The organism is Flavobacterium johnsoniae (assembly GCF_030388325.1).
GTDB lineage: Bacteria > Bacteroidota > Bacteroidia > Flavobacteriales > Flavobacteriaceae > Flavobacterium > Flavobacterium johnsoniae_C.
Genome location: NZ_CP103794.1, coordinates 4,502,953 through 4,520,713, shown reverse-complemented (window position 1 = coordinate 4,520,713; position 17,761 = coordinate 4,502,953). Strand labels below are relative to the sequence as shown.

Annotated in this window: 20 protein-coding genes; 9 read left to right on the top strand and 11 right to left on the bottom strand. The window is 30.6% G+C overall.

The features are described 5' to 3' along the window. Positions 1-41: 41 nt before the first annotated feature. From NYQ10_RS19145 to NYQ10_RS19120, 6 genes are all read left to right on the top strand, one after another. Entirely contained in the window at positions 42-2,381 is a 2,340-nt protein-coding gene (locus tag NYQ10_RS19145; RefSeq protein ID WP_289877828.1) for an exopolysaccharide transport family protein, read from the top strand. A gap of 56 nt (positions 2,382-2,437) precedes the next feature. Continuing rightward, on the top strand, positions 2,438-2,854 hold the full coding sequence (locus NYQ10_RS19140; protein WP_289877827.1) for a VanZ family protein: 417 nt from the start codon (positions 2,438-2,440) through the stop codon (positions 2,852-2,854). Then, entirely contained in the window at positions 2,838-4,238 is a 1,401-nt protein-coding gene (locus NYQ10_RS19135) for an exopolysaccharide biosynthesis polyprenyl glycosylphosphotransferase (RefSeq protein ID WP_289877826.1), read from the top strand. The genes NYQ10_RS19140 and NYQ10_RS19135 overlap by 17 nt, the downstream gene beginning before the upstream one ends. Before the next feature lie 67 nt (positions 4,239-4,305). Beyond that, a complete protein-coding gene (locus tag NYQ10_RS19130) occupies positions 4,306-4,509 on the top strand; it encodes a hypothetical protein (protein ID WP_184162437.1) in 204 nt (67 codons plus the stop codon). A gap of 614 nt (positions 4,510-5,123) precedes the next feature. Beyond that, positions 5,124-5,573, top strand: a complete 450-nt coding sequence (locus NYQ10_RS19125) for a hypothetical protein (RefSeq protein ID WP_289877825.1) — start codon at positions 5,124-5,126, stop codon at positions 5,571-5,573. Positions 5,574-5,762: 189 nt separating this feature from the next. Next, positions 5,763-6,584 (top strand): phospholipase A, encoded by an 822-nt coding sequence (locus NYQ10_RS19120; RefSeq protein WP_289877824.1) that lies wholly within the window; start codon positions 5,763-5,765, stop codon positions 6,582-6,584. Positions 6,585-6,615: 31 nt separating this feature from the next. Here the strand turns inward: NYQ10_RS19120 and NYQ10_RS19115 are convergent, their stop codons facing one another. Together NYQ10_RS19115 and NYQ10_RS19110 are read right to left on the bottom strand one after the other, a co-directional pair. Then, entirely contained in the window at positions 6,616-6,807 is a 192-nt protein-coding gene (locus tag NYQ10_RS19115) for a hypothetical protein (protein ID WP_289877823.1), read from the bottom strand. Between the two features lie 36 nt (positions 6,808-6,843). Continuing rightward, positions 6,844-7,113 (bottom strand): hypothetical protein, encoded by a 270-nt coding sequence (locus NYQ10_RS19110; RefSeq protein WP_289877822.1) that lies wholly within the window; start codon positions 7,111-7,113, stop codon positions 6,844-6,846. A 127-nt stretch (positions 7,114-7,240) separates the two neighbouring features. Here NYQ10_RS19110 and NYQ10_RS19105 point away from each other — a divergent pair, with 127 nt between their 5' ends. Both NYQ10_RS19105 and NYQ10_RS19100 read left to right on the top strand, forming a co-directional pair. Beyond that, a complete protein-coding gene (locus NYQ10_RS19105) occupies positions 7,241-7,567 on the top strand; it encodes a helix-turn-helix domain-containing protein (RefSeq protein WP_289877821.1) in 327 nt (108 codons plus the stop codon). Positions 7,568-7,735: 168 nt separating this feature from the next. Continuing rightward, positions 7,736-8,839, top strand: a complete 1,104-nt coding sequence (locus NYQ10_RS19100; RefSeq protein ID WP_289877820.1) for a fatty acid desaturase family protein — start codon at positions 7,736-7,738, stop codon at positions 8,837-8,839. 130 nt (positions 8,840-8,969) lie between these two features. On the opposite strand, the gene NYQ10_RS19095 is transcribed toward NYQ10_RS19100, so the two are convergent. Continuing rightward, positions 8,970-9,485 (bottom strand): hypothetical protein, encoded by a 516-nt coding sequence (locus NYQ10_RS19095; RefSeq protein WP_289877818.1) that lies wholly within the window; start codon positions 9,483-9,485, stop codon positions 8,970-8,972. Positions 9,486-9,692: 207 nt separating this feature from the next. On the opposite strand from NYQ10_RS19095, the gene NYQ10_RS19090 reads away from it, so the two are divergent. Continuing rightward, positions 9,693-10,343 carry a M15 family metallopeptidase gene (locus NYQ10_RS19090; protein ID WP_289877817.1) on the top strand — a complete coding sequence of 217 codons (651 nt, stop codon included), beginning with the start codon at positions 9,693-9,695 and terminating at the stop codon, positions 10,341-10,343. On the opposite strand, the gene NYQ10_RS19085 is transcribed toward NYQ10_RS19090, so the two are convergent. From NYQ10_RS19085 to tsaD, 8 genes are all read right to left on the bottom strand, one after another. Beyond that, positions 10,344-10,916, bottom strand: a complete 573-nt coding sequence (locus NYQ10_RS19085; protein ID WP_289877816.1) for a hypothetical protein — start codon at positions 10,914-10,916, stop codon at positions 10,344-10,346. Between the two features lie 3 nt (positions 10,917-10,919). Next, entirely contained in the window at positions 10,920-12,101 is a 1,182-nt protein-coding gene (locus NYQ10_RS19080) for a THUMP-like domain-containing protein (RefSeq protein WP_289877815.1), read from the bottom strand. Between the two features lie 2 nt (positions 12,102-12,103). Further along, positions 12,104-13,195: an AI-2E family transporter gene (locus NYQ10_RS19075; protein ID WP_289877813.1), complete on the bottom strand. Its 1,092-nt coding sequence runs from the start codon at positions 13,193-13,195 to the stop codon at positions 12,104-12,106. Between the two features lie 107 nt (positions 13,196-13,302). Continuing rightward, on the bottom strand, positions 13,303-14,262 hold the full coding sequence (locus NYQ10_RS19070) for a zinc metalloprotease (protein ID WP_289877811.1): 960 nt from the start codon (positions 14,260-14,262) through the stop codon (positions 13,303-13,305). A 299-nt stretch (positions 14,263-14,561) separates the two neighbouring features. Next, positions 14,562-15,059 (bottom strand): TrmH family RNA methyltransferase, encoded by a 498-nt coding sequence (locus NYQ10_RS19065; RefSeq protein WP_289877809.1) that lies wholly within the window; start codon positions 15,057-15,059, stop codon positions 14,562-14,564. Positions 15,060-15,110: 51 nt separating this feature from the next. Continuing rightward, complete coding sequence (locus tag NYQ10_RS19060) at positions 15,111-15,749, bottom strand: DUF4159 domain-containing protein (RefSeq protein WP_289877808.1); 639 nt, start codon at positions 15,747-15,749, stop codon at positions 15,111-15,113. A 193-nt stretch (positions 15,750-15,942) separates the two neighbouring features. Next, positions 15,943-16,647, bottom strand: a complete 705-nt coding sequence (locus NYQ10_RS19055) for a 16S rRNA (uracil(1498)-N(3))-methyltransferase (protein ID WP_289877807.1) — start codon at positions 16,645-16,647, stop codon at positions 15,943-15,945. Positions 16,648-16,650: 3 nt separating this feature from the next. Beyond that, positions 16,651-17,673, bottom strand: coding sequence for a tRNA (adenosine(37)-N6)-threonylcarbamoyltransferase complex transferase subunit TsaD (tsaD, locus tag NYQ10_RS19050; protein ID WP_289877805.1), 1,023 nt, complete (start codon positions 17,671-17,673; stop codon positions 16,651-16,653). Between the last annotated feature and the right edge of the window lie 88 nt (positions 17,674-17,761).

The window sequence follows — 17,761 nt, the reverse complement described above, 5'->3', positions numbered from 1 at the left end:
TACCTGTTGTGATTAATGCAACTGTATTTAATTAAATAATTATGGATTTCAAAAAAGAACTTTTAAAGTATTTGAGATATTGGCCTTGGTTCGTACTGAGTTTGATAGTATTTGTGGGTGCAGCTTTTATTTTTATTAAAATAACGCCATCTACATATGAAACTTCGGCTACTATTTTGTTTGACAAAAAGCAAGAAGATAAAACTAAAATAATTACAATTAGTACAGCTGAAAAAAGTAGTGAAGATAATTTGGAAGACGAAATCAGATTAATTACTTCGAATGAATTTTTATTGGATGTTGTAAAGAAATTAAATTTGAATTTCTCTTATTTCGAAAAAGTATATACGGTTCAAAATAATAATGTAAATGAAGTGCCTTTTGCTTTAATACCAACTGTTTCGAAAGATTCTCTTCCTGAAGTTACTTACGAAATTAAAGTAATTAGAGATGGTTTTACTGTAACAAATCCTCAGACTGAACAAACGTACAATGTAAAAGGATATGCTTCAAATGAAAAAGTTGAAGGATTGCCATTTAAAATTCAATTATCGGCTAAAGCAAAAAAGAATCCAACTCTTTATTTCGAAAATGAATATAAAGTAGTGATTCAACCAACAGCGATTGCTTTAAAAGATTTAAAAGAATCTCTTTTTGTTGCAGCAGATGAAAAAGCAAAAGGAGTTATAGAGCTTAGCCATGTTAGCGTAAGTCCAGATCGTTCAAGAAAAATTTTAAGCGAAATTATTGTTCTTTTAGATAAAAGTATTGTTCTAAACAAGCAAAAAGTATTTAGAAATACAGTTTCTTACTTAAATCAGAGAATCAAAAACTTTACAAAAGAGAAAGATTCGATCGAAAGTGTAAAAGAAAAATATTTACAAAACAACGACATTGCGGTAATGGACAATTATGTTGTTGAACAAACTGCAGATAGAACTCAGAAAAAAGAAAGTTCTTCGCAAAATGAAAAACAAATTTCGCTTGCCAATTTTGCTTTAAATGATATTAAACGAGCTGCTCCTACTCAAACTTTAGGAACAGGTTATAATTTGGACTCTCAGTCAGTAAATCAGATGCTTATAAGTTATAATGCAAAGATTATGGACAGTCAGATGATTTTAGAAAGAGCTCAAAAAAACAATCCAGCTTATATTAGTTTGATGACACAATTACGAGTTCAGAAACAAGAATTGATAAATACGCTTGAAGGTTATTTGAACTTTCTAAATCAAAACAGCAGAGCTAACAGAGCAGAGCAAAGTATTGCTGAAGCAAAAGTTAAAAGCATTCCAACCCAAGATAAAGTTTTAGGAAACATTAATAGCAACCTAAGTTTGAAAGAAGAAACTTATGTAGCATTATTGCAAAAGAAAGAAGAAGCTGTTTTAAATGGTGCCATTTTAGAGTCGAATTTAAAAACTTTAAATGCGCCAGAAACAAATTATTCTGCCATTTTTCCTCAACCTAAAGTATTTATGCTTGGTTCATTTATGTTTGCTTTATTGCTTCCATTCGGAATTACATATTTGCGTTTATATTTTGATACTAAAATACACAATGAAGATGATATTGAGAAAGTACTTTCTAATATTCCGATTTTAGGACATATTCCTCAAATTAAATCAAATGACAAATTAGACAATACAGCTACATCACGTTCTATGATTGCAGAAGCATCTCGAGCCTTAGTTTCAAATGTGTCTTATTTATTACCAAGAAAAAAAGAAAGTAAAGGAAACGTCATTTTATATACATCAGCAATTCAAGGAGAAGGAAAATCTTTCTGCGCTTTTCATAATGCAATCACCATTAGTAATCTGAATAAAAAAGTATTGCTAATTGGTGTAGATTTAAGAAATCCTCAATTGCATGATTATTTTAGTATCGATAGAAGAGCTTCTGGACTTTCAGATTTCTTAGCTAATAAAACAGATGATTGGAAAGAGTTTTTGCAAAAAGACAATAATTTTTCAGAAAGCCTAGATGTTTTATTTGCTGGTGAAACGCCTCCAAATCCTTCGCAATTGATTACCAATTCTAATTTCGAAACATTGATTGAAGAAGCAAGAGAGATTTATGATTATATAATTCTGGATACTGCGCCAGTGCAAATTGTTTCAGATACATTAAACTTTAGCCATTTGGCAGATGTGACGGTATTCGTTGTAAAATATGATTATACAGATAAGAGTAATCTAGTTCAGGCAAGTAATTTAATTAAAAAAGAACAGCTCAAAAATGTAGGTATTCTTATAAACGGAGTAAATATGAAAACGGCTTACGGATACGGATATGGCGCAAGTTACGGATATAAGTATCAAGAAGCACAAGCAAAGAGGCCTTGGTATAAAAAAGGGCTTAGAGTAAAAGAAGCTTAAAATCAGTCTTTTATTTGACCAATTTCGGCTTATTTACTAAAATTTAAAACTAAAAAATGTTTAACAAAATAGTTCTTATACTATTGCTGACAGTTATCGGGGTTGTGTTTTACTTCTCTTGGCTCTCTGATCCAAGTTTGTCTAGTGAAACCTATTTGCCAAGATGGCTTTTGAACTGGAGTAATCATTATTACAATTTGCGTACTGCTGTTCCGTTTGTGGCTGTTGGCTTTTTATTAGAAATATATGCAGATCAAAAAGGGCAAACAGATATAAATTATAACAAGAATTTAAGTTTTATACAAAATATAATTATTGCAGCCATAATAGTGTGTGTAGCCGAAGGAGGGCAGTTTGTAATTCAGAGAAGAAGTCCAGATTTAATGGATGTTTTTTACGGAGTTATAGGAAGTTTTACAGGAGCGTTAAGTTATAATTTACTGAAAAAAATAAGAAATGCGAAACAGACATAAATTTACCTTCATAATGTGTTGTGCTATTGCCGATATGATTGCGATGGTGTTTGGCACAATAATATTTTTGAATTTTGCGATTGAAGAGAAAGTAGGTTGGAATACTTTATTTGTAAATAAAATGATTCCTATTACAATTCTAAGCTGGTTGTTCTCAGTTACTTATTTTCAATTATATAGAGTAGACGTTCTTTTCAGTTTAGATGAATTTTTTAGAAACAGCTGGCGTGCATTCTTTACACAAAGAGTTTTATGGCACGGATACATTTTCATCTTTCAAGATGATGTTTTGTATTTCTTCGGAACCAAAGCCAATTTGATCCAATTAAGCTTCTTATTGTCTTACTTTTTGTTATCCAGAATTCTTTTCACATTAGTTATAGGAAAGATCAAAGGATGGGTTTTTAGACAATATACAGTTGCAATTTGGGGCTTTAATAAGACAAGTATTGAATTAGCCTCTCATCTAGAAAGCAATTCGTTCTTTATCAATTTTGTTGGTATTCTAAATGAAAATTCATCTGAAGAATACACCAACAATGAAGATTTTTCTTTAGCACTTTGTGCAGGAATTGATAAAGCATCGAGAGATAATATTAATGAATTATACATTGTTTCTAAACCTGATTTTATTTCAGATCTGAATGATTTTTTTGAGCTAGGAGATAAACATTGTATGCGTTTGAAATTTGTGCCGGATTTTTCGTCTATTTCAAAAAAGCATTTCAACTCAAGCCATTTAAATAATTTTCATGTTATAAAACCTCGTTTTGAACCTTTGCAGAATGCATATAACAGATTAGCAAAGAGAATATTTGATCTAGTTTTCAGCATTTTGGTTATTGTTTTCGTCTTGTCTTGGTTATATCCTTTGTTGGCGATTATCATTAAAAAACAAAGTCCAGGACCAGTTTTATTCAAACAAATGAGAACCGGAAAAAAGAATCAGAGCTTTTGGTGTTATAAATTTAGAAGCATGTACGTTAATAATGCAAATGAAGCGCAACAAGCTCAAAAAGGCGACAGTAGGGTAACACCGATAGGGAAGTTTATCCGTCGCACAAGCTTAGATGAAATGCCGCAGTTCTTTAATGTTTTGATTGGAAATATGAGTGTAGTAGGACCTCGTCCTCACATGATTAAACATACGTCAGACTATAACGACCACATCAATAATTTTATGGTTCGTCATTTTGTTAAACCTGGAATTACAGGTTTAGCTCAAGTTTCGGGTCTGCGCGGAGAAACAAAAAAAGTATCTGATATGAAACGACGCGTAACAACAGATATTGAATATGTTCAGCGATGGAGCTTAATAAAAGATATTAAAATTTGCTTCTTAACTGTAATTGTAACCTTAAAAGGAGATAAAAACGCCTTTTAATAAATAATGAACTTAAAAATAAACTCAAAATAACTTTAAAAAATAAACTAATAAAACTAATAGAATCATGGACATAACTAATTACTTAATCGGTTTACTTACAGGAGTTTCTGTTACAACCTTTTTTATCGGAAAAGAATGGTATAAATATTATACTAAATACACAATCCAACAAAAACAATTGGATCGAATTTTAAAATTGAATGACAAAATCAAAAAATTGAAAACTTTGAGTCCGTCAGAAACTCAAAATTACAATGTTGGTGTTTAAGACTGTATATATTTAGATTTTTCCTTTGTACGCTTATTAATTAAGTTAAATCTAATAAGTGTGCTTTTTAGTGAAGTGAAATAAAAAATATTTACTTTTTGAATTTTTACTCTCATTTTTTGATTGAGTAAAAATAGAATACATCCAAAAGTTTAGACGATTTTATGATTAAATCTAAAAGGAATTAGCTCGAAAAATATCGGGCTTATCCCTTTTAGATTTGGTCGTAGTGCAAAAGTTGTCGCCCATTAATTCGAAGCTCTCCAAAATCTTCCATTTTTAGTCTCTTTTTTTAGATTTTTTAGCAAATCTTTAATCCTGCAGACTCTTTCCTTGTTATACGTTGCCTAATCACTTTTATTCGATTTGTATCAATAAAAGTCCCTTTTAGCGATAAATAATAGCCCCTTCTGTTTTTGGTATTTTTTTATAGAATCTATTCGTTTGGTTTTTTACATTATTCTAGTAAAAATTCAGACTAAGATTACTATAGGCTTTGCTATTTTTCAAAATAGCTAAAGCTTTGTTTTTTTCATAATCAAATTCCGGTATAATTAATATACGCGGAATATATAACGGGGTGTTTATCATTAAAATATAATTTGTTTTAAGAGATGGTCAATAAAGAAAGAGTTCTGGTTCGTGATAATAAGGGGATTTTTTTAAAAATGTTCAAAAGAAAATTTAAAGATGAATTTGAATTTTCTGAGGATTCATTTTTATTAGAAAACGAAAAAAAGTCAAATGCTTACGATCATTCTGTATTTGTAGTTTACGAATACTCTGAACTATTGGACTTCTTTGAGTTAGAAGGAATAAATACAAATTTTATGGTTTGTTTATTTAGTAAACATCTCTACAATAGTTTATCTATGATAGAAGAAATTAAAGATCTAATTTTGATTGATGCATCAAAAAGTAAAACTGAGATTTTTCAGGATTTAAGAAGCTATTTTAAATCTTCTAGTTTAATTCCAAAAATATCCAACAAAACCTTCGGAAAGTCACAAATGCAGCAAAAACAGCTTGAAGTTCTTCAAAGAGCTTTGTTTTTTATGATGTAAATCATTTATAAGCATTTCTTATATAAATTTAAATAAAGCCACTCATTTTGAGTGGTTTTTTGTTTTTATTGAAAATAGATTTCCAATTATAAAATTTGGAATCGAAATTTAAAATATTTTTTATTGAATACTAAAAAAACGTAACTTAGTGTAAAAGGCTTTAAATAAAACCCTAAATCACAAGTAATAATGCGTTTAAAATCGATATTAATTTTCCTTATTTTATATTCAATACAATCTAATTCTCAAATTGTAGAAGAGAAAAAAAACTTTAGAGCAGCAGATTCTTTATTAAAAGAAAACAGTTTTTCAGTACATCGAGACAATTATTTCCTAACTGGAGTGCCGCTAGATGAACCTATTACACGAAATTCTGCCGACGTCAAATATCAAGTTAGTTTTAAGCTTAGATTAAACTCAAAACCAATTTTGGGAGGTTTCTTTCCGTACTTAATGTATACACAGAAAGCTTTTTGGGATATTTACGCAAGTTCAAAACCATTTTCTGAAATAAACTTTAATCCTGGAGTTGCAATGGTGCGTCCTTTCTATCTCAAAGGCGGAAGACTTACTTATGGCACAATTTCGTTTGAACACGAATCTAATGGAAGAGACTCCATTTATTCGAGAACATGGAATATGTTGGCATTTTCATTAAAATCGCAAGTTTCACCAAGATGGACTGTCGGTATTAGAGGATGGATTCCTTTAGTTGATAAAGAAGATAATCCAGAACTAACAAAATATGTTGGATATGGCGAAGCAAGTGCAACTTACCAAATAAAACCAGGTCGTTGGAGCGCCGATGTTCTTTTTAGAAAAGGAAGCGGGCTAATTAATTATGGTTCGCTGCAGACACAATTAAATTGGAGACCTTACAAAGAAGAAAACTACTATGTAACGTTACAATGGTTCGTCGGATATACAGAAAGTTTAATTGATTATCAGGAACACAAAAGTATGATTCGCCTCGGATTTACAATTAAACCTGAAGGTATGGGTATATTTTAAGGTCTTTATAAATTGAATAATTCTGGAAACTTTAATTGACTAAATTCTTCAACTGATCAAAGTATTTAGAATGAATTTCTTTTCCTTCTTGATATTGTTCAAAAGTCATTCCGTACAGATAAAAAGAATCTGTAGTAGGTACTATCATATTTTGTTCAAAATTTGAGTCTTTTTCCTTCTCTGGAAATTTATCGTTAAATTCTGTAGTGGTTTGATTATGCATAATATGCTGAAGTTTTTATTATAGATTGAATTTGAATTAAGAAATCAAAAAATTAATTCTCTCGATAGCCTGTTTATTTTCATTTGCAACTTCTACTAAAGCAAGTAAAATATCATTTCTAAGTATAGTTCTATTTTTTACGTTTCTAATTAAAGCTTTGCTAGGAGCAGTGTGTCCTTTTTCAACTAAACGATTAATAGTTAAGTCAACATACGTAGAAGGTAAATGCTTGTTAATAAATTCATAAGCTTTTTGATTGTGAGAATTATCTTCTTTAAAATCTGTATTATTGATTAATTTTGACATATATTTGCAGTTTATAACTTAATATTTCCATATTTAATGTAAATGTAAGAATAATATTATATTTTATTAGTATTTTTTATGTTAAAAAATATATTATGACTACATTTTGTGTTGAATTTAAATGATGATGTACAACGAAAAACTAAGCAAATTCTTTAAAGCTAAAGGATTAAAGCAAAAAGAGGTAGGGGCAATTTTAGGATTTAGCCCAGCAATGATTGGAAGATATTTACATGGTACAGCTAATATTGGTTCTGAATTTATTATTAGTTTAAGTAAAAATTTTCCAGATGTAGATTTAAATGATCTATTTGCTCCAGAAAAAGAGCAAAATATGGTTAACGAAGCTGGCGCAGTTTATGAAAAAAGAAATATTCTGAATGATTTGGAAGAAATCGAAGGTCGTATTCATAATATTCGATTGCGCTTAGCAGAAAAGAAATTTGAGGAATAATTATAATTTTCCAAAAATATCAAACAAACTTACCAATTAATGAATCACAAAAGCCACTCTAAAATGAGTGGCTTTCTGTTTTAAAATGATATTGTTAAATATGTGAATTTTAATATTTTAAGCTTTTTTTTATTAAATTTGGGTTAAACAATTTCTAGCTATAACTATATGGAAAAGTTAAAACGACCGGTTTATCTTAAAGCCGGAACGGATGATTTTTTTAAAAAGATGCGTTTAGAAGTTAATGAAACGGTCTTAAAAAAATCTTCTTTGTACCTGTTGAATGTAGTGAAGTCTTTAGGACTTCTTGCCGCTTTCTTTTTGTTTTATGCCTGTATTTTGATTTTTGGGAATAAAACTCCTTTATTGTTTCTTTTTTATATTCTGTCTGGTATTACCATGATTGTCTTATTTATAAATGCCTTTCATGACGCCGCACACGGAGCTTTATTTAAAAAATCAAAACATAATCAATGGTTTTTATATGTTTTAGAACTTTTTGGCAGTAATCATTGGCTTTGGATGAGAAGACATATCGGACTGCATCATGCCTATCCAAATGTGCCAGATTGGGATATTGACATTAAACAAAGCAATATTATTAGAATTTTCCCCAATAGTCCATTATTCGATTATCATAAATACCAACATATTTACATGTGGTTTATTTATCCGCTTTATAGCTTAAATTGGATTTATATTCGTGACTTTAAAGACTTTTTTGGCAAGAAAGACAATTATGTAAAAAAGGTCGTAGAGGAAATTCCAAGACAAGAAGTTTACCGATTATTTGCCGCAAAAATTATTAATCTCATTTATTTGCTTTTTATACCAATGATCTTTTTAAACCAGCCTTGGTATACAGTTCTTTTAGCTTGGTTAAGTTTGCATATGTGCGGAAGCGCACTTGGTGTTGTGGCGTTAGTTTCAACTCACGTAGACGAAGATGCCAATTTTCCGAATACAGATAAAGATGGGAATCTCTCCGCAACATGGGCAATGCATCAAATGATTGTAACGAAAGATTTTAGCACAGAAAGTAAACTAGCAAATTTCTTATACGGCGGATTTACCCATCATGTTGCGCATCATCTTTTCCCAGGCGTCGGACACACATATTATCCGTATATAACACCAATTATTAGACGTTACGCAAAAGAGTATGATTTACCATATACATCATATCCGTTTTATCACGCAGTAAGATCTCATTTCAGAATGCTTAAAAACAAAGGTTTAAAAGAAAATATTTTGATGACAGGAGAGATTTAAACAATTAACAATTATCAATTAACAATTATCAATTAACAATTATCAATTAACAATTATCAATTAACAATTATCAATTATCAATTATCAATTAACAATTATCAATTATCAATTATCAATTATCAATTATCAATTACTTCTTAATATCCTCTTTCTTAATATTTAAATCTTTTAAAAGCCCATCTTTAATTTCGATGTCAAAATTATCTTCTTTAAAAACGGTTAGTTTAGATTCGGCAAATTTGTAAACATTTATTTTGTTGTTTTTTACATCAATATATAAATCATAAGAATACGAATTACAGTCATGCTGTTTGCATCCCCAAGCGTGAAGTATATTTTCCTGTTTTTCAAAAGGAGTTTCTGTATTCCAATTTTTAACCATTTCTTCATAATCCGATCCTAACAATTTTTTTATTCTCGGAGCCAAACTGCTTTTGGTTAAAAATTGCGTACCAATGACGCTTTTATCTACTAAAGTGTATAAAGAATCAATCGGATTTAAAACCGTACTATCTGTTTTTAAAGCTTCTGTTTTTATAGAAGTAGAATCTGTGGTAGGAACACTTTTTATAATTTCTTTTTTGCAGGAAATAAAGATAAAAGTGCTTAATAGAACTAGAGAAATGTATTTGGCTCTGCAATTCATAATAATTGATTTTTAGAATTAATAATAAAATTATAAAGTCATAACGGTCTAATTTTTATAAAGATATTAAAATTATGTTTGTTTTGAAAGGAATTTAAGACGTTTATAGAGACTAATTATTATAAATTTTAAATCGAAAGAAGAAGCAAATGTAGAGGCAGTTTTGAGATTTTTTGCTTAATTTCAATTTTTTAAAATTATCTAGCAATGAATTGTTTTTCAAAAATAATATTCGGTCTTCTTTTCTGTTTTACATCATTACAAGCGCAAAATGAAGCGTATACAGATGAAGAGTCTACTGCACAAATTTCAGACACAACATTTGTAAACTTACGAGATTATAGCAACGATTTTATTTACGATATGAAATACGCAACCGAAGACAATTTCCTGAAGGCGAAAGTTTACGATTGTGCAGAATGTATGCTGCGTTTAAAGACCGTAAAAGCGCTTATAGCAGCCAATAATGATTTTTTGAAAAAAGGATACAGAATTAAATTATTTGATTGTTACAGACCTTTAGATATTCAGAAAAAGATGTGGGAGATTGTATCAAATCCAGAATATGTGGCAGATCCAAAAAAAGGCTCCATCCATAATAGAGGAGGAGCCGTTGATATTTCTTTAGTCGATATAACTGGAAAAGAAGTAGATATGGGAACTTCTTTCGATTTTTTCGGAATTCAGGCAAGTCATAATTTCAAACAGCTTTCAAAACAAATTCTTGCTAAAAGAGCATATTTGAAAAAAACTATGATCAAAAATGGTTTTAATTCATTTGATTCTGAATGGTGGCACTATAACTTAAAAACGGGTTTAAAAGATAAAGTTGCCAACGAAAAATGGAAATGCGATTGATTACTCAACGCATCTAATATTTTCCATAAAATAAGTATTCGGGTTTGTAACTTTACCCGTTAACTCCGAAGTTAGTTCACGTTTTACAATGTAATCTTCTACGTTCGTAAGATATTTTATTCGCATAATCGAAATTGGAGATTTTTTCAATTCTTCAAAATTATCCTTCAGAAACATAAAAACTCCAGTGTTTATACGATTGTCATAGCCTTTGTCGTCGTGAACCAATGTACCACAGCTTTCTTGATTAATGTGCATTAGCGTAACAATCTTTCCGTTTTCTAATTGAAGGAAGATTTTCGAATTTTTATCAAAACAATTGGCTTTAATAAAATCTTTACTTTTCTGAATAGATTGCAGATTAAGCGTTGGCAAACCGTCAGTTTGAGCTAAAGAGAAGAAAATATAATTGAAGCTTCCTCCAAAATATTTTTCACTTATTAAGTATTCGTTTGTCACTTTATAAGATCCAATCGAATCATTTACATTTACACTGTATTCACATGGTTTTTGTTTTTGGGCAAATGCGGTAAAGGTTAATAAAAAAAATGTTAGCGTAATTAGTTGTTTCATTGTTTAGATTATTTTGGTGCAAATTAAAACTATTTTGTTATCTTTTACATCTGTTGTAAAAAAACAATACAAATTCCCGCCATTTTTTATTTTCCACTTTTTTCTGATGTTTTCTACAGTCTCAGGAAAATTACGAGTTGTAATATTAGCTTGCTGATTGGCAAGTTCGTTTTTCATCTCATTTTTATTGTACGAAATGACTTTTTGAACCTCAAATCTTCTTCCCGGAAAATCAATTAATTCTTTAGAAGTATATAAATGAGAATGTTTGTGAAGTTTATCGATTTTGAAATTCGAACTCACTTCATCAAAACCTCCAGATTTCATAATTGCAGAATTCGCCTCGTAAAGATATTTCTCAGGCAAATCATAAGTTGGAAATGATAAATCTTCGCCCAAAACAAACTCAAAAGATTCTGTTTTTTCTTTTAAAATATTAGCCGTTTTTAAGGTTATCTCGCCAGAATAATTTTTATGAATTTCAAAAAGCAATTCTTTCACTTCATTTTCAAGTGCAACAATATGAATGTTTTTTACGTTTTTTAATTCTGATAATCCAGCTGAAATATCTAATAAAGGCGCAGTTTTAATTAGAACTGAATCTGCTTTTTTAAAATAAAAATCTAAAAGTTCAGGAACATTAGGCAAACAGTCTTTTAGCATAAAAACTTTGCCTTTTGCATCATTTCTTCTTGACGGATCAATATAAATCCAATCAAATTTCTGATTTGTTTCTTGTAATAAATGAATGGAATCGCCTGAAAAAAAAGTGCAATTTTCAACTTCTAATTTTTTGAAATTATGCGCCACAATCAAAGACAATTCGTCGTTTATTTCGCAATGCGTAACCGATTTAAATTTCTTTGAAAAATAATAATCATCAACACCAAAACCGCCAGTAAGATCAATTAAAGTTTCTCCAGAAATTAAATCCGCTTTGTAAGCAGCTGTTTTTTCTGAAGAAGTTTGTTCTACAGAAATTTTACTTGGATAAAGGATGTTCTCTGTAGAGAACCAAGTCGGAAGTTTGTCTTTTGCTTTAGAACGCGCTTCAATTTGATTTAAAATTAAAATCCAATCGACTTCAGGAAACGGATTTTTCTGAAGCGCCATTTTTGTAATGTCTGCACCAGTATTTCGAATTATAAATTCCTGAATATCTGGATGCAAAATAGAAGTGTTCAAAGCTAAATTCTTTCGGTTAATACAGAGACAATTTTATTGTTAGGGAAAAATTCTTTTAAAATTACTTTTATCATTGTAAAAGCTGGAACGGCAATAATCATTCCGACAATTCCAAATGTAATACCGCTAATTAAGATAATCAAGAATATTTCTAACGGGTGCGAATTTACACTTTTTGACGAAATTATTGGCTGACTTACATTATTGTCAATCGCTTGAACAATTAAAAAGCCAATAATTACATAAATCGTCGTTGGCAGAATTTCAGATTGAAAATCTTGTCCGATCATGCTAATCATAGTCAAAATTCCAGCCAAAGTAGTTCCGATAATTGGTCCTAAATATGGAATTATGTTTAGAATTGCACATAAGAAAGCGATAACAAAGGCATTTTTATTTCCAAAAATCAATAAGACAATTAAATAAAGAATAAAAACGACAATTAACTGTAATAATAAACCAATAAAATATCGGGTTAAAAGATGGTTTATTTTCGTAATTGAATTTAAAATTTTGTCTTCATTTGAGTCCGGAAGTATTCTTCTGGCTTGATCTTTAAAAATGTCTTGATCTTTAATAAAGAAAAAAGTAATAAAAAATACCGATACCAATCCCATTCCCATATCGGCCATAAAATTGATAATCGAATTTATGAATCCCGTAAAATAACTAAAATCCAGTACAGAAGTAAGTTTAGAATCTTTTATAATTTTGTTTAAATCAATGTGTTGAATATTAAAATATTCTTCGAGGTGTTTTTCGGTTTCTATAAATTTTGTCTGAAGATGAGCCGTATCTAACAAAGCTAAATTATTGGCCTGAGAAATAATTAAAGGGACAAACAACAAAATAAATCCAACAATTAAAAAGATAAAAAGTATAATTGTGGTTGTTGCTGCCATCGAATTACCAAATTTTAATTTGTTTTTCAAAAACAAGATTAACGGATTTGCAATTAAGCATAACAGTAAAGAAATACACAAGTAAACGATTACAGTTTGAATTTCATATAAAAAATATAAAACGATACCAATTATTAAGATGGTTGCTAAAGCTCTTAAAATTCCGTTCGAAATAGTTTTTGATGTGACCATGGTTAAAATTTAGACTATAAATATAGGAAAAAGCATTTTAAAATTATAGCTCAAATAAAAAAAGCGAGACGTATTACATCTCGCTTTTTGCATTATTTTGTTAGCAATTATTGTGCAAAAGCGGCTCTAGCACCTCCAGTGGTAAAAATCGCTGCAATTCTGTTTTTTTGCCCTGTTGTAAACATGTACATTGCTTGATCATCAACATAATCCATGTAGTTCATTGTCATCTCTACAGGCGTTCCAGAACATGTGCTGTAATGTGGATAAGCAGGAACTCCATAATTTTCTTCGTTATGAGTTGGTGTATCTGCAACTAAGTCGCTTCCGCAAGTTGCGTCGCCCCAAATGTGACGTAAATTCATCCAATGTCCAACTTCGTGAGTACCAGTTCTTCCTAAATTAAATGGAGCATTTGCTGCACCAGATAATCCGAAATAACGAGAATCGATAACTACACCATCTGTAGACGAAGAACCACCTGGAAATTGTGCATAACCTAAAATTCCGCCGCCAATATTACAAGACCAAAGGTTTAGTTTTGTTGTTGGAGAAGTAGGAGCAATTCCGCCTTGAGCTGTTTTTTTCATCGCATCATTAGTTCCCCAAGAAGTTTTGGTAGTCGATTTTCTAATGATTTGATCTAATTTAAATGTAATGCCTACATTTGCTTTAACTCCAGAAAATAATGCAGGTACATTATTATAGTCAGAGTTTAAAGCATTAAAATCTTTGTTTAAAACATCAATTTGAGATTGAATTTGTGCATCTGAAATGTTTTGCGCCGCTGTTCTGTATAAAACATTAACAACAACTGGAATTTCAATTTTGCCATTAACTAAACGTCCAGTAAAGTTGTTTAAGCCGTGTTTGGCTGTAAAAGCTTCAATTTCATTCATTTTAATAGCCAACATTGGATCAGCTTTAAGTTGTGCTTCTAATACTTCCTGCGTTGCGCATCCGCGTCGAGAAGCTGCCATAGATTCTGAATTGGTTGATTCTGATTGCTCGTTTTGACAAGCGAACAGCATTAGAGCTGCAAATGTTGTAATAATAACTTTTTTCATAATAATTTGGGTTTTTTGTTATAAAAACATTGTTTGGTTAAATATTTACACAATTTTATAACAAAATGAAATTACAGAAAAATTTTATAACAATTTTTTTGTGAGAATTTTTACGACCCCTTACAAATGCTGGTTCTTACAAAATCGCAGATAAAAATATTAATAAGTTTTTACTTATTTTTTATTTTTATTTATGCATTTCGTCGTGATTATTAGTCTTTTAACGATGATTTTAATATTTAAAAATTATCGAAAAGTTGGAATAATGCTTTTAAAATGAATTTTTTTAGTTGAAATACTTATAAAGAAGTAATCTCATAAAGCGCAATACTTGCCGCTTGAACCACATTCATACTGCTGTTTTTTCCAAACATATTAATATGAACAATTTGATGAGAAAGTTTTAAGAGTTCGTCTGAAATTCCGTTTATTTCGCTTCCAATTAAAAGAGCGATTTTTTTATTTTCAGGAATTGTAACTTCTTTTAAAGGTTTGCTGTTAGATGCAATCTCTAATGCAATAATTTCAAAATCATTGTCCAAAAGAAAAGATTGAAGTTCTGTAAAATCTTCAATTACAGAATGAGCGACATGAAGATGCGTGCTTCGAGAAGTTTTGTTGATTTTACGAGGCGTAAGAGGAATGTCCTTTCCAAAGAAAATAATATTTTCAACGCCAAAAGCTTCAGAAATTCTGAACAAAGAACCAATATTCTGCTGAAAATAAATATGATCGCAAACTAGCGTTATCGGAAATGTTTTTCTTTCAAATTGATTTTCTTCGTGAGTAAGCTGCATTTTTTGTTGGTAAAAAGTGACTACTAATTAGTGACTAGTAATTATTGGCGATTAATTAGTAAAAATATAATTGATGATATTTGCACCCATTTTTAGCGCTTTGTCACGTACGTTTGCAGGATCGTTGTGCACTTCGGCATCTTCCCAGCCGTCGCCTAAATCACATTCGTAAGTATAAAGTAAAACGAGTTTATTATCGATAAAAATTCCAAAAGCCTGCGGACGAGTTCCGTCATGTTCGTGAATTTTTGGCAATCCGTTTGGAAAAGGAAATGGCTTTTGAAAAATAGGATGATTTGCCGGAATTTCGACTAAGTTATTATTCGGAAATATCTTTTTGATTTCTTTTCTAATGAACTGGTCCATTCCATAATTATCATCAATATGCAGAAAACCGCCAGCCGTTAGATAATTTCGCAGATTAGTTACATCGGCATCGCTAAAAACCACATTTCCGTGTCCTGTCATGTGTACAAACGGATAAGAAAGCAAATCAGGATTACTTGGTTCTACAGTTGAAGGTTTGCTTTTAATTCTTGTATTAATATTAGCATTGCAAAAATTAATCAAATTTGGCAAAGAAGTCGGATTTGCGTACCAGTCGCCGCCTCCGCTGTATTTTAGCAAAGCAATTTCTTGAGAGAAAGAAGAGATTGAAATTAGTAAAAATAGGTAGAATATTTTTTTCATTCTTTTAGATCTTTATTTGTCATTTCGACGAAGGAGAAATCTCCACAAGTAACTCTACAAAGTTTGGTTTTTCGTTGCGGAGCTTCTCGCGGAGATTTCTCCTTCGTCGAAATGACAAACTTAACTTTTTATTTATGTATAAATCAGCTTTGTCAAAGTTTTAAACTTTGACAAAGCTTGTAATAGGTTTAGTTTATTCATTAAAAAAAACAACACTATGACAAGCCACAACTGCGGCAGTTTCGGTTCTTAAACGGGTATTTCCTAAAGTTACAGGTTTGTAATTGTTTTCTAATGCCAATGCAATTTCTTTTTCAGAAAAATCTCCTTCTGGACCAATTAAGATGGTAACGTCTTCATTTGGTTTTAAAACTTCTTTCAATGATTTTTTATTGGTTTCTTCGCAATGCGCGATTAATTGTAAACCATTGTTTTTCTGCTTAATAAAATCTTTAAACGAAACAGCTTCGTTTAATTTTGGAAGAAATGTTTCGTTACATTGTTTCATTGCCGAAAGAATGATTTTTTCAAAACGATCACGATTAATTACTTTTCGTTCAGAACGATCGCAGAAAATCGGTGTAATTTCTTGAATCCCAATTTCGGTCGCTTTTTCTAGAAACCATTCAAAACGATCATTCATTTTGGTCGGTGCAACGGCTAGATGCAAGTGAAATTTTGGTCTTTCTGCATTTTTTATCGAAAGTACTTCAACAGTACATTTGTTGTCTGAAGCCAAAGTAATCTGAGTTTCAAACAATAATCCCGAACCGTTTGTAACTTGAAGAATATCAGAATCTTTTTTTCGTAAAACTTTTATAATGTGTCGGCTTTCTTCTTTATCAAAAGAAAAACTTTCGGTTGTTTCGTCTATATTCGGATTGAAAAATAACTGCATGATTTAAAATTGAATTCTTGCTTTAGAAACAACTGCAGAAGTTTCAAAACGATTAGATAAGTATTTTTGATAACCAACAATTCCAATCATTGCGGCATTGTCTGTTGTATATTCAAATTTCGGAATAAAAGTTTTCCAGCCATATTTGCTTTCCGTTTCCTTCAATGTATTTCTAATTCCAGAATTTGCCGAAACTCCGCCGCCAATTGCGATTTGCGTAATTCCGGTTTCTTTTACAGCCAATTTTATTTTATCCATTAAGATTTCAATAATCGTATGCTGAATCGAAGCACAAATGTCATTTAGATTTTCTTCAATGAAATTTGGATTTGCTTGTTTGTTTTTTTGAATGAAATACAAAATAGCAGTTTTAAGTCCAGAAAAACTAAAGTCTAATCCAGGAACTTTTGGTTTGGTAAAACTAAACGCTTTCGGATTTCCTTCTTTCGCATATTTATCAATCAAAGGTCCGCCTGGATAAGGAAGTCCAAGAATTTTTGCGCTTTTGTCAAATGCTTCTCCAACGGCATCATCAGTGGTTTCTCCGATAATTTCCATATCAAAAAAACTATTCACTTTTACAATTTGCGTATGTCCGCCGCTAATGGTTAAAGCTAAAAACGGAAATTCAGGTTTATCGTAACCTTCTTCATCAATAAAATGAGCCAAAATATGGGCATGCATGTGATTTACAGCAATTAACGGAACTTTTAAAGCTAAAGCTAAAGATTTGCTGAAAGAAGTTCCAACCAATAAAGAGCCCATTAATCCAGGACCTTGCGTAAATGCGATTGCGCTTAACTGTTCTTTTTGTACATTTGCTTTGCGAAGTGCAGCATCTATAACCGGTACAATATTCTGCTGATGTGCTCTAGAAGCTAATTCTGGAACTACACCGCCGTATTGATTATGAATTAATTGATTGGCTACAACATTTGACAATACTTTGTCGTTATGTAAAACCGCGGCAGCAGTATCATCGCATGAACTTTCGATGGCTAGAATAAAAACCTCTGGATTTTGCATATAAAGGCACAAATTTTGAATTATATTTGACAAATCAAATGAAATGATTTCTTTGATTTAAGCAGTGTTCAAAATTAAAGAATTTTTA

Coding starts and splice junctions, on each gene's coding strand:
- NYQ10_RS19145 (WP_289877828.1), top strand. CDS start 42: ATGGATTTCAAAAAAGAACTTTTAAAGTATTTGAGATATTGGCCTTGG.
- NYQ10_RS19140 (WP_289877827.1), top strand. CDS start 2,438: ATGTTTAACAAAATAGTTCTTATACTATTGCTGACAGTTATCGGGGTT.
- NYQ10_RS19135 (WP_289877826.1), top strand. CDS start 2,838: ATGCGAAACAGACATAAATTTACCTTCATAATGTGTTGTGCTATTGCC.
- NYQ10_RS19130 (WP_184162437.1), top strand. CDS start 4,306: ATGGACATAACTAATTACTTAATCGGTTTACTTACAGGAGTTTCTGTT.
- NYQ10_RS19125 (WP_289877825.1), top strand. CDS start 5,124: ATGGTCAATAAAGAAAGAGTTCTGGTTCGTGATAATAAGGGGATTTTT.
- NYQ10_RS19120 (WP_289877824.1), top strand. CDS start 5,763: ATGCGTTTAAAATCGATATTAATTTTCCTTATTTTATATTCAATACAA.
- NYQ10_RS19115 (WP_289877823.1), bottom strand. CDS start 6,807: ATGCATAATCAAACCACTACAGAATTTAACGATAAATTTCCAGAGAAG.
- NYQ10_RS19110 (WP_289877822.1), bottom strand. CDS start 7,113: ATGTCAAAATTAATCAATAATACAGATTTTAAAGAAGATAATTCTCAC.
- NYQ10_RS19105 (WP_289877821.1), top strand. CDS start 7,241: ATGTACAACGAAAAACTAAGCAAATTCTTTAAAGCTAAAGGATTAAAG.
- NYQ10_RS19100 (WP_289877820.1), top strand. CDS start 7,736: ATGGAAAAGTTAAAACGACCGGTTTATCTTAAAGCCGGAACGGATGAT.
- NYQ10_RS19095 (WP_289877818.1), bottom strand. CDS start 9,485: ATGAATTGCAGAGCCAAATACATTTCTCTAGTTCTATTAAGCACTTTT.
- NYQ10_RS19090 (WP_289877817.1), top strand. CDS start 9,693: ATGAATTGTTTTTCAAAAATAATATTCGGTCTTCTTTTCTGTTTTACA.
- NYQ10_RS19085 (WP_289877816.1), bottom strand. CDS start 10,916: ATGAAACAACTAATTACGCTAACATTTTTTTTATTAACCTTTACCGCA.
- NYQ10_RS19075 (WP_289877813.1), bottom strand. CDS start 13,195: ATGGTCACATCAAAAACTATTTCGAACGGAATTTTAAGAGCTTTAGCA.
- NYQ10_RS19070 (WP_289877811.1), bottom strand. CDS start 14,262: ATGAAAAAAGTTATTATTACAACATTTGCAGCTCTAATGCTGTTCGCT.
- NYQ10_RS19065 (WP_289877809.1), bottom strand. CDS start 15,059: ATGCAGCTTACTCACGAAGAAAATCAATTTGAAAGAAAAACATTTCCG.
- NYQ10_RS19060 (WP_289877808.1), bottom strand. CDS start 15,749: ATGAAAAAAATATTCTACCTATTTTTACTAATTTCAATCTCTTCTTTC.
- NYQ10_RS19055 (WP_289877807.1), bottom strand. CDS start 16,647: ATGCAGTTATTTTTCAATCCGAATATAGACGAAACAACCGAAAGTTTT.
- tsaD (WP_289877805.1), bottom strand. CDS start 17,673: ATGCAAAATCCAGAGGTTTTTATTCTAGCCATCGAAAGTTCATGCGAT.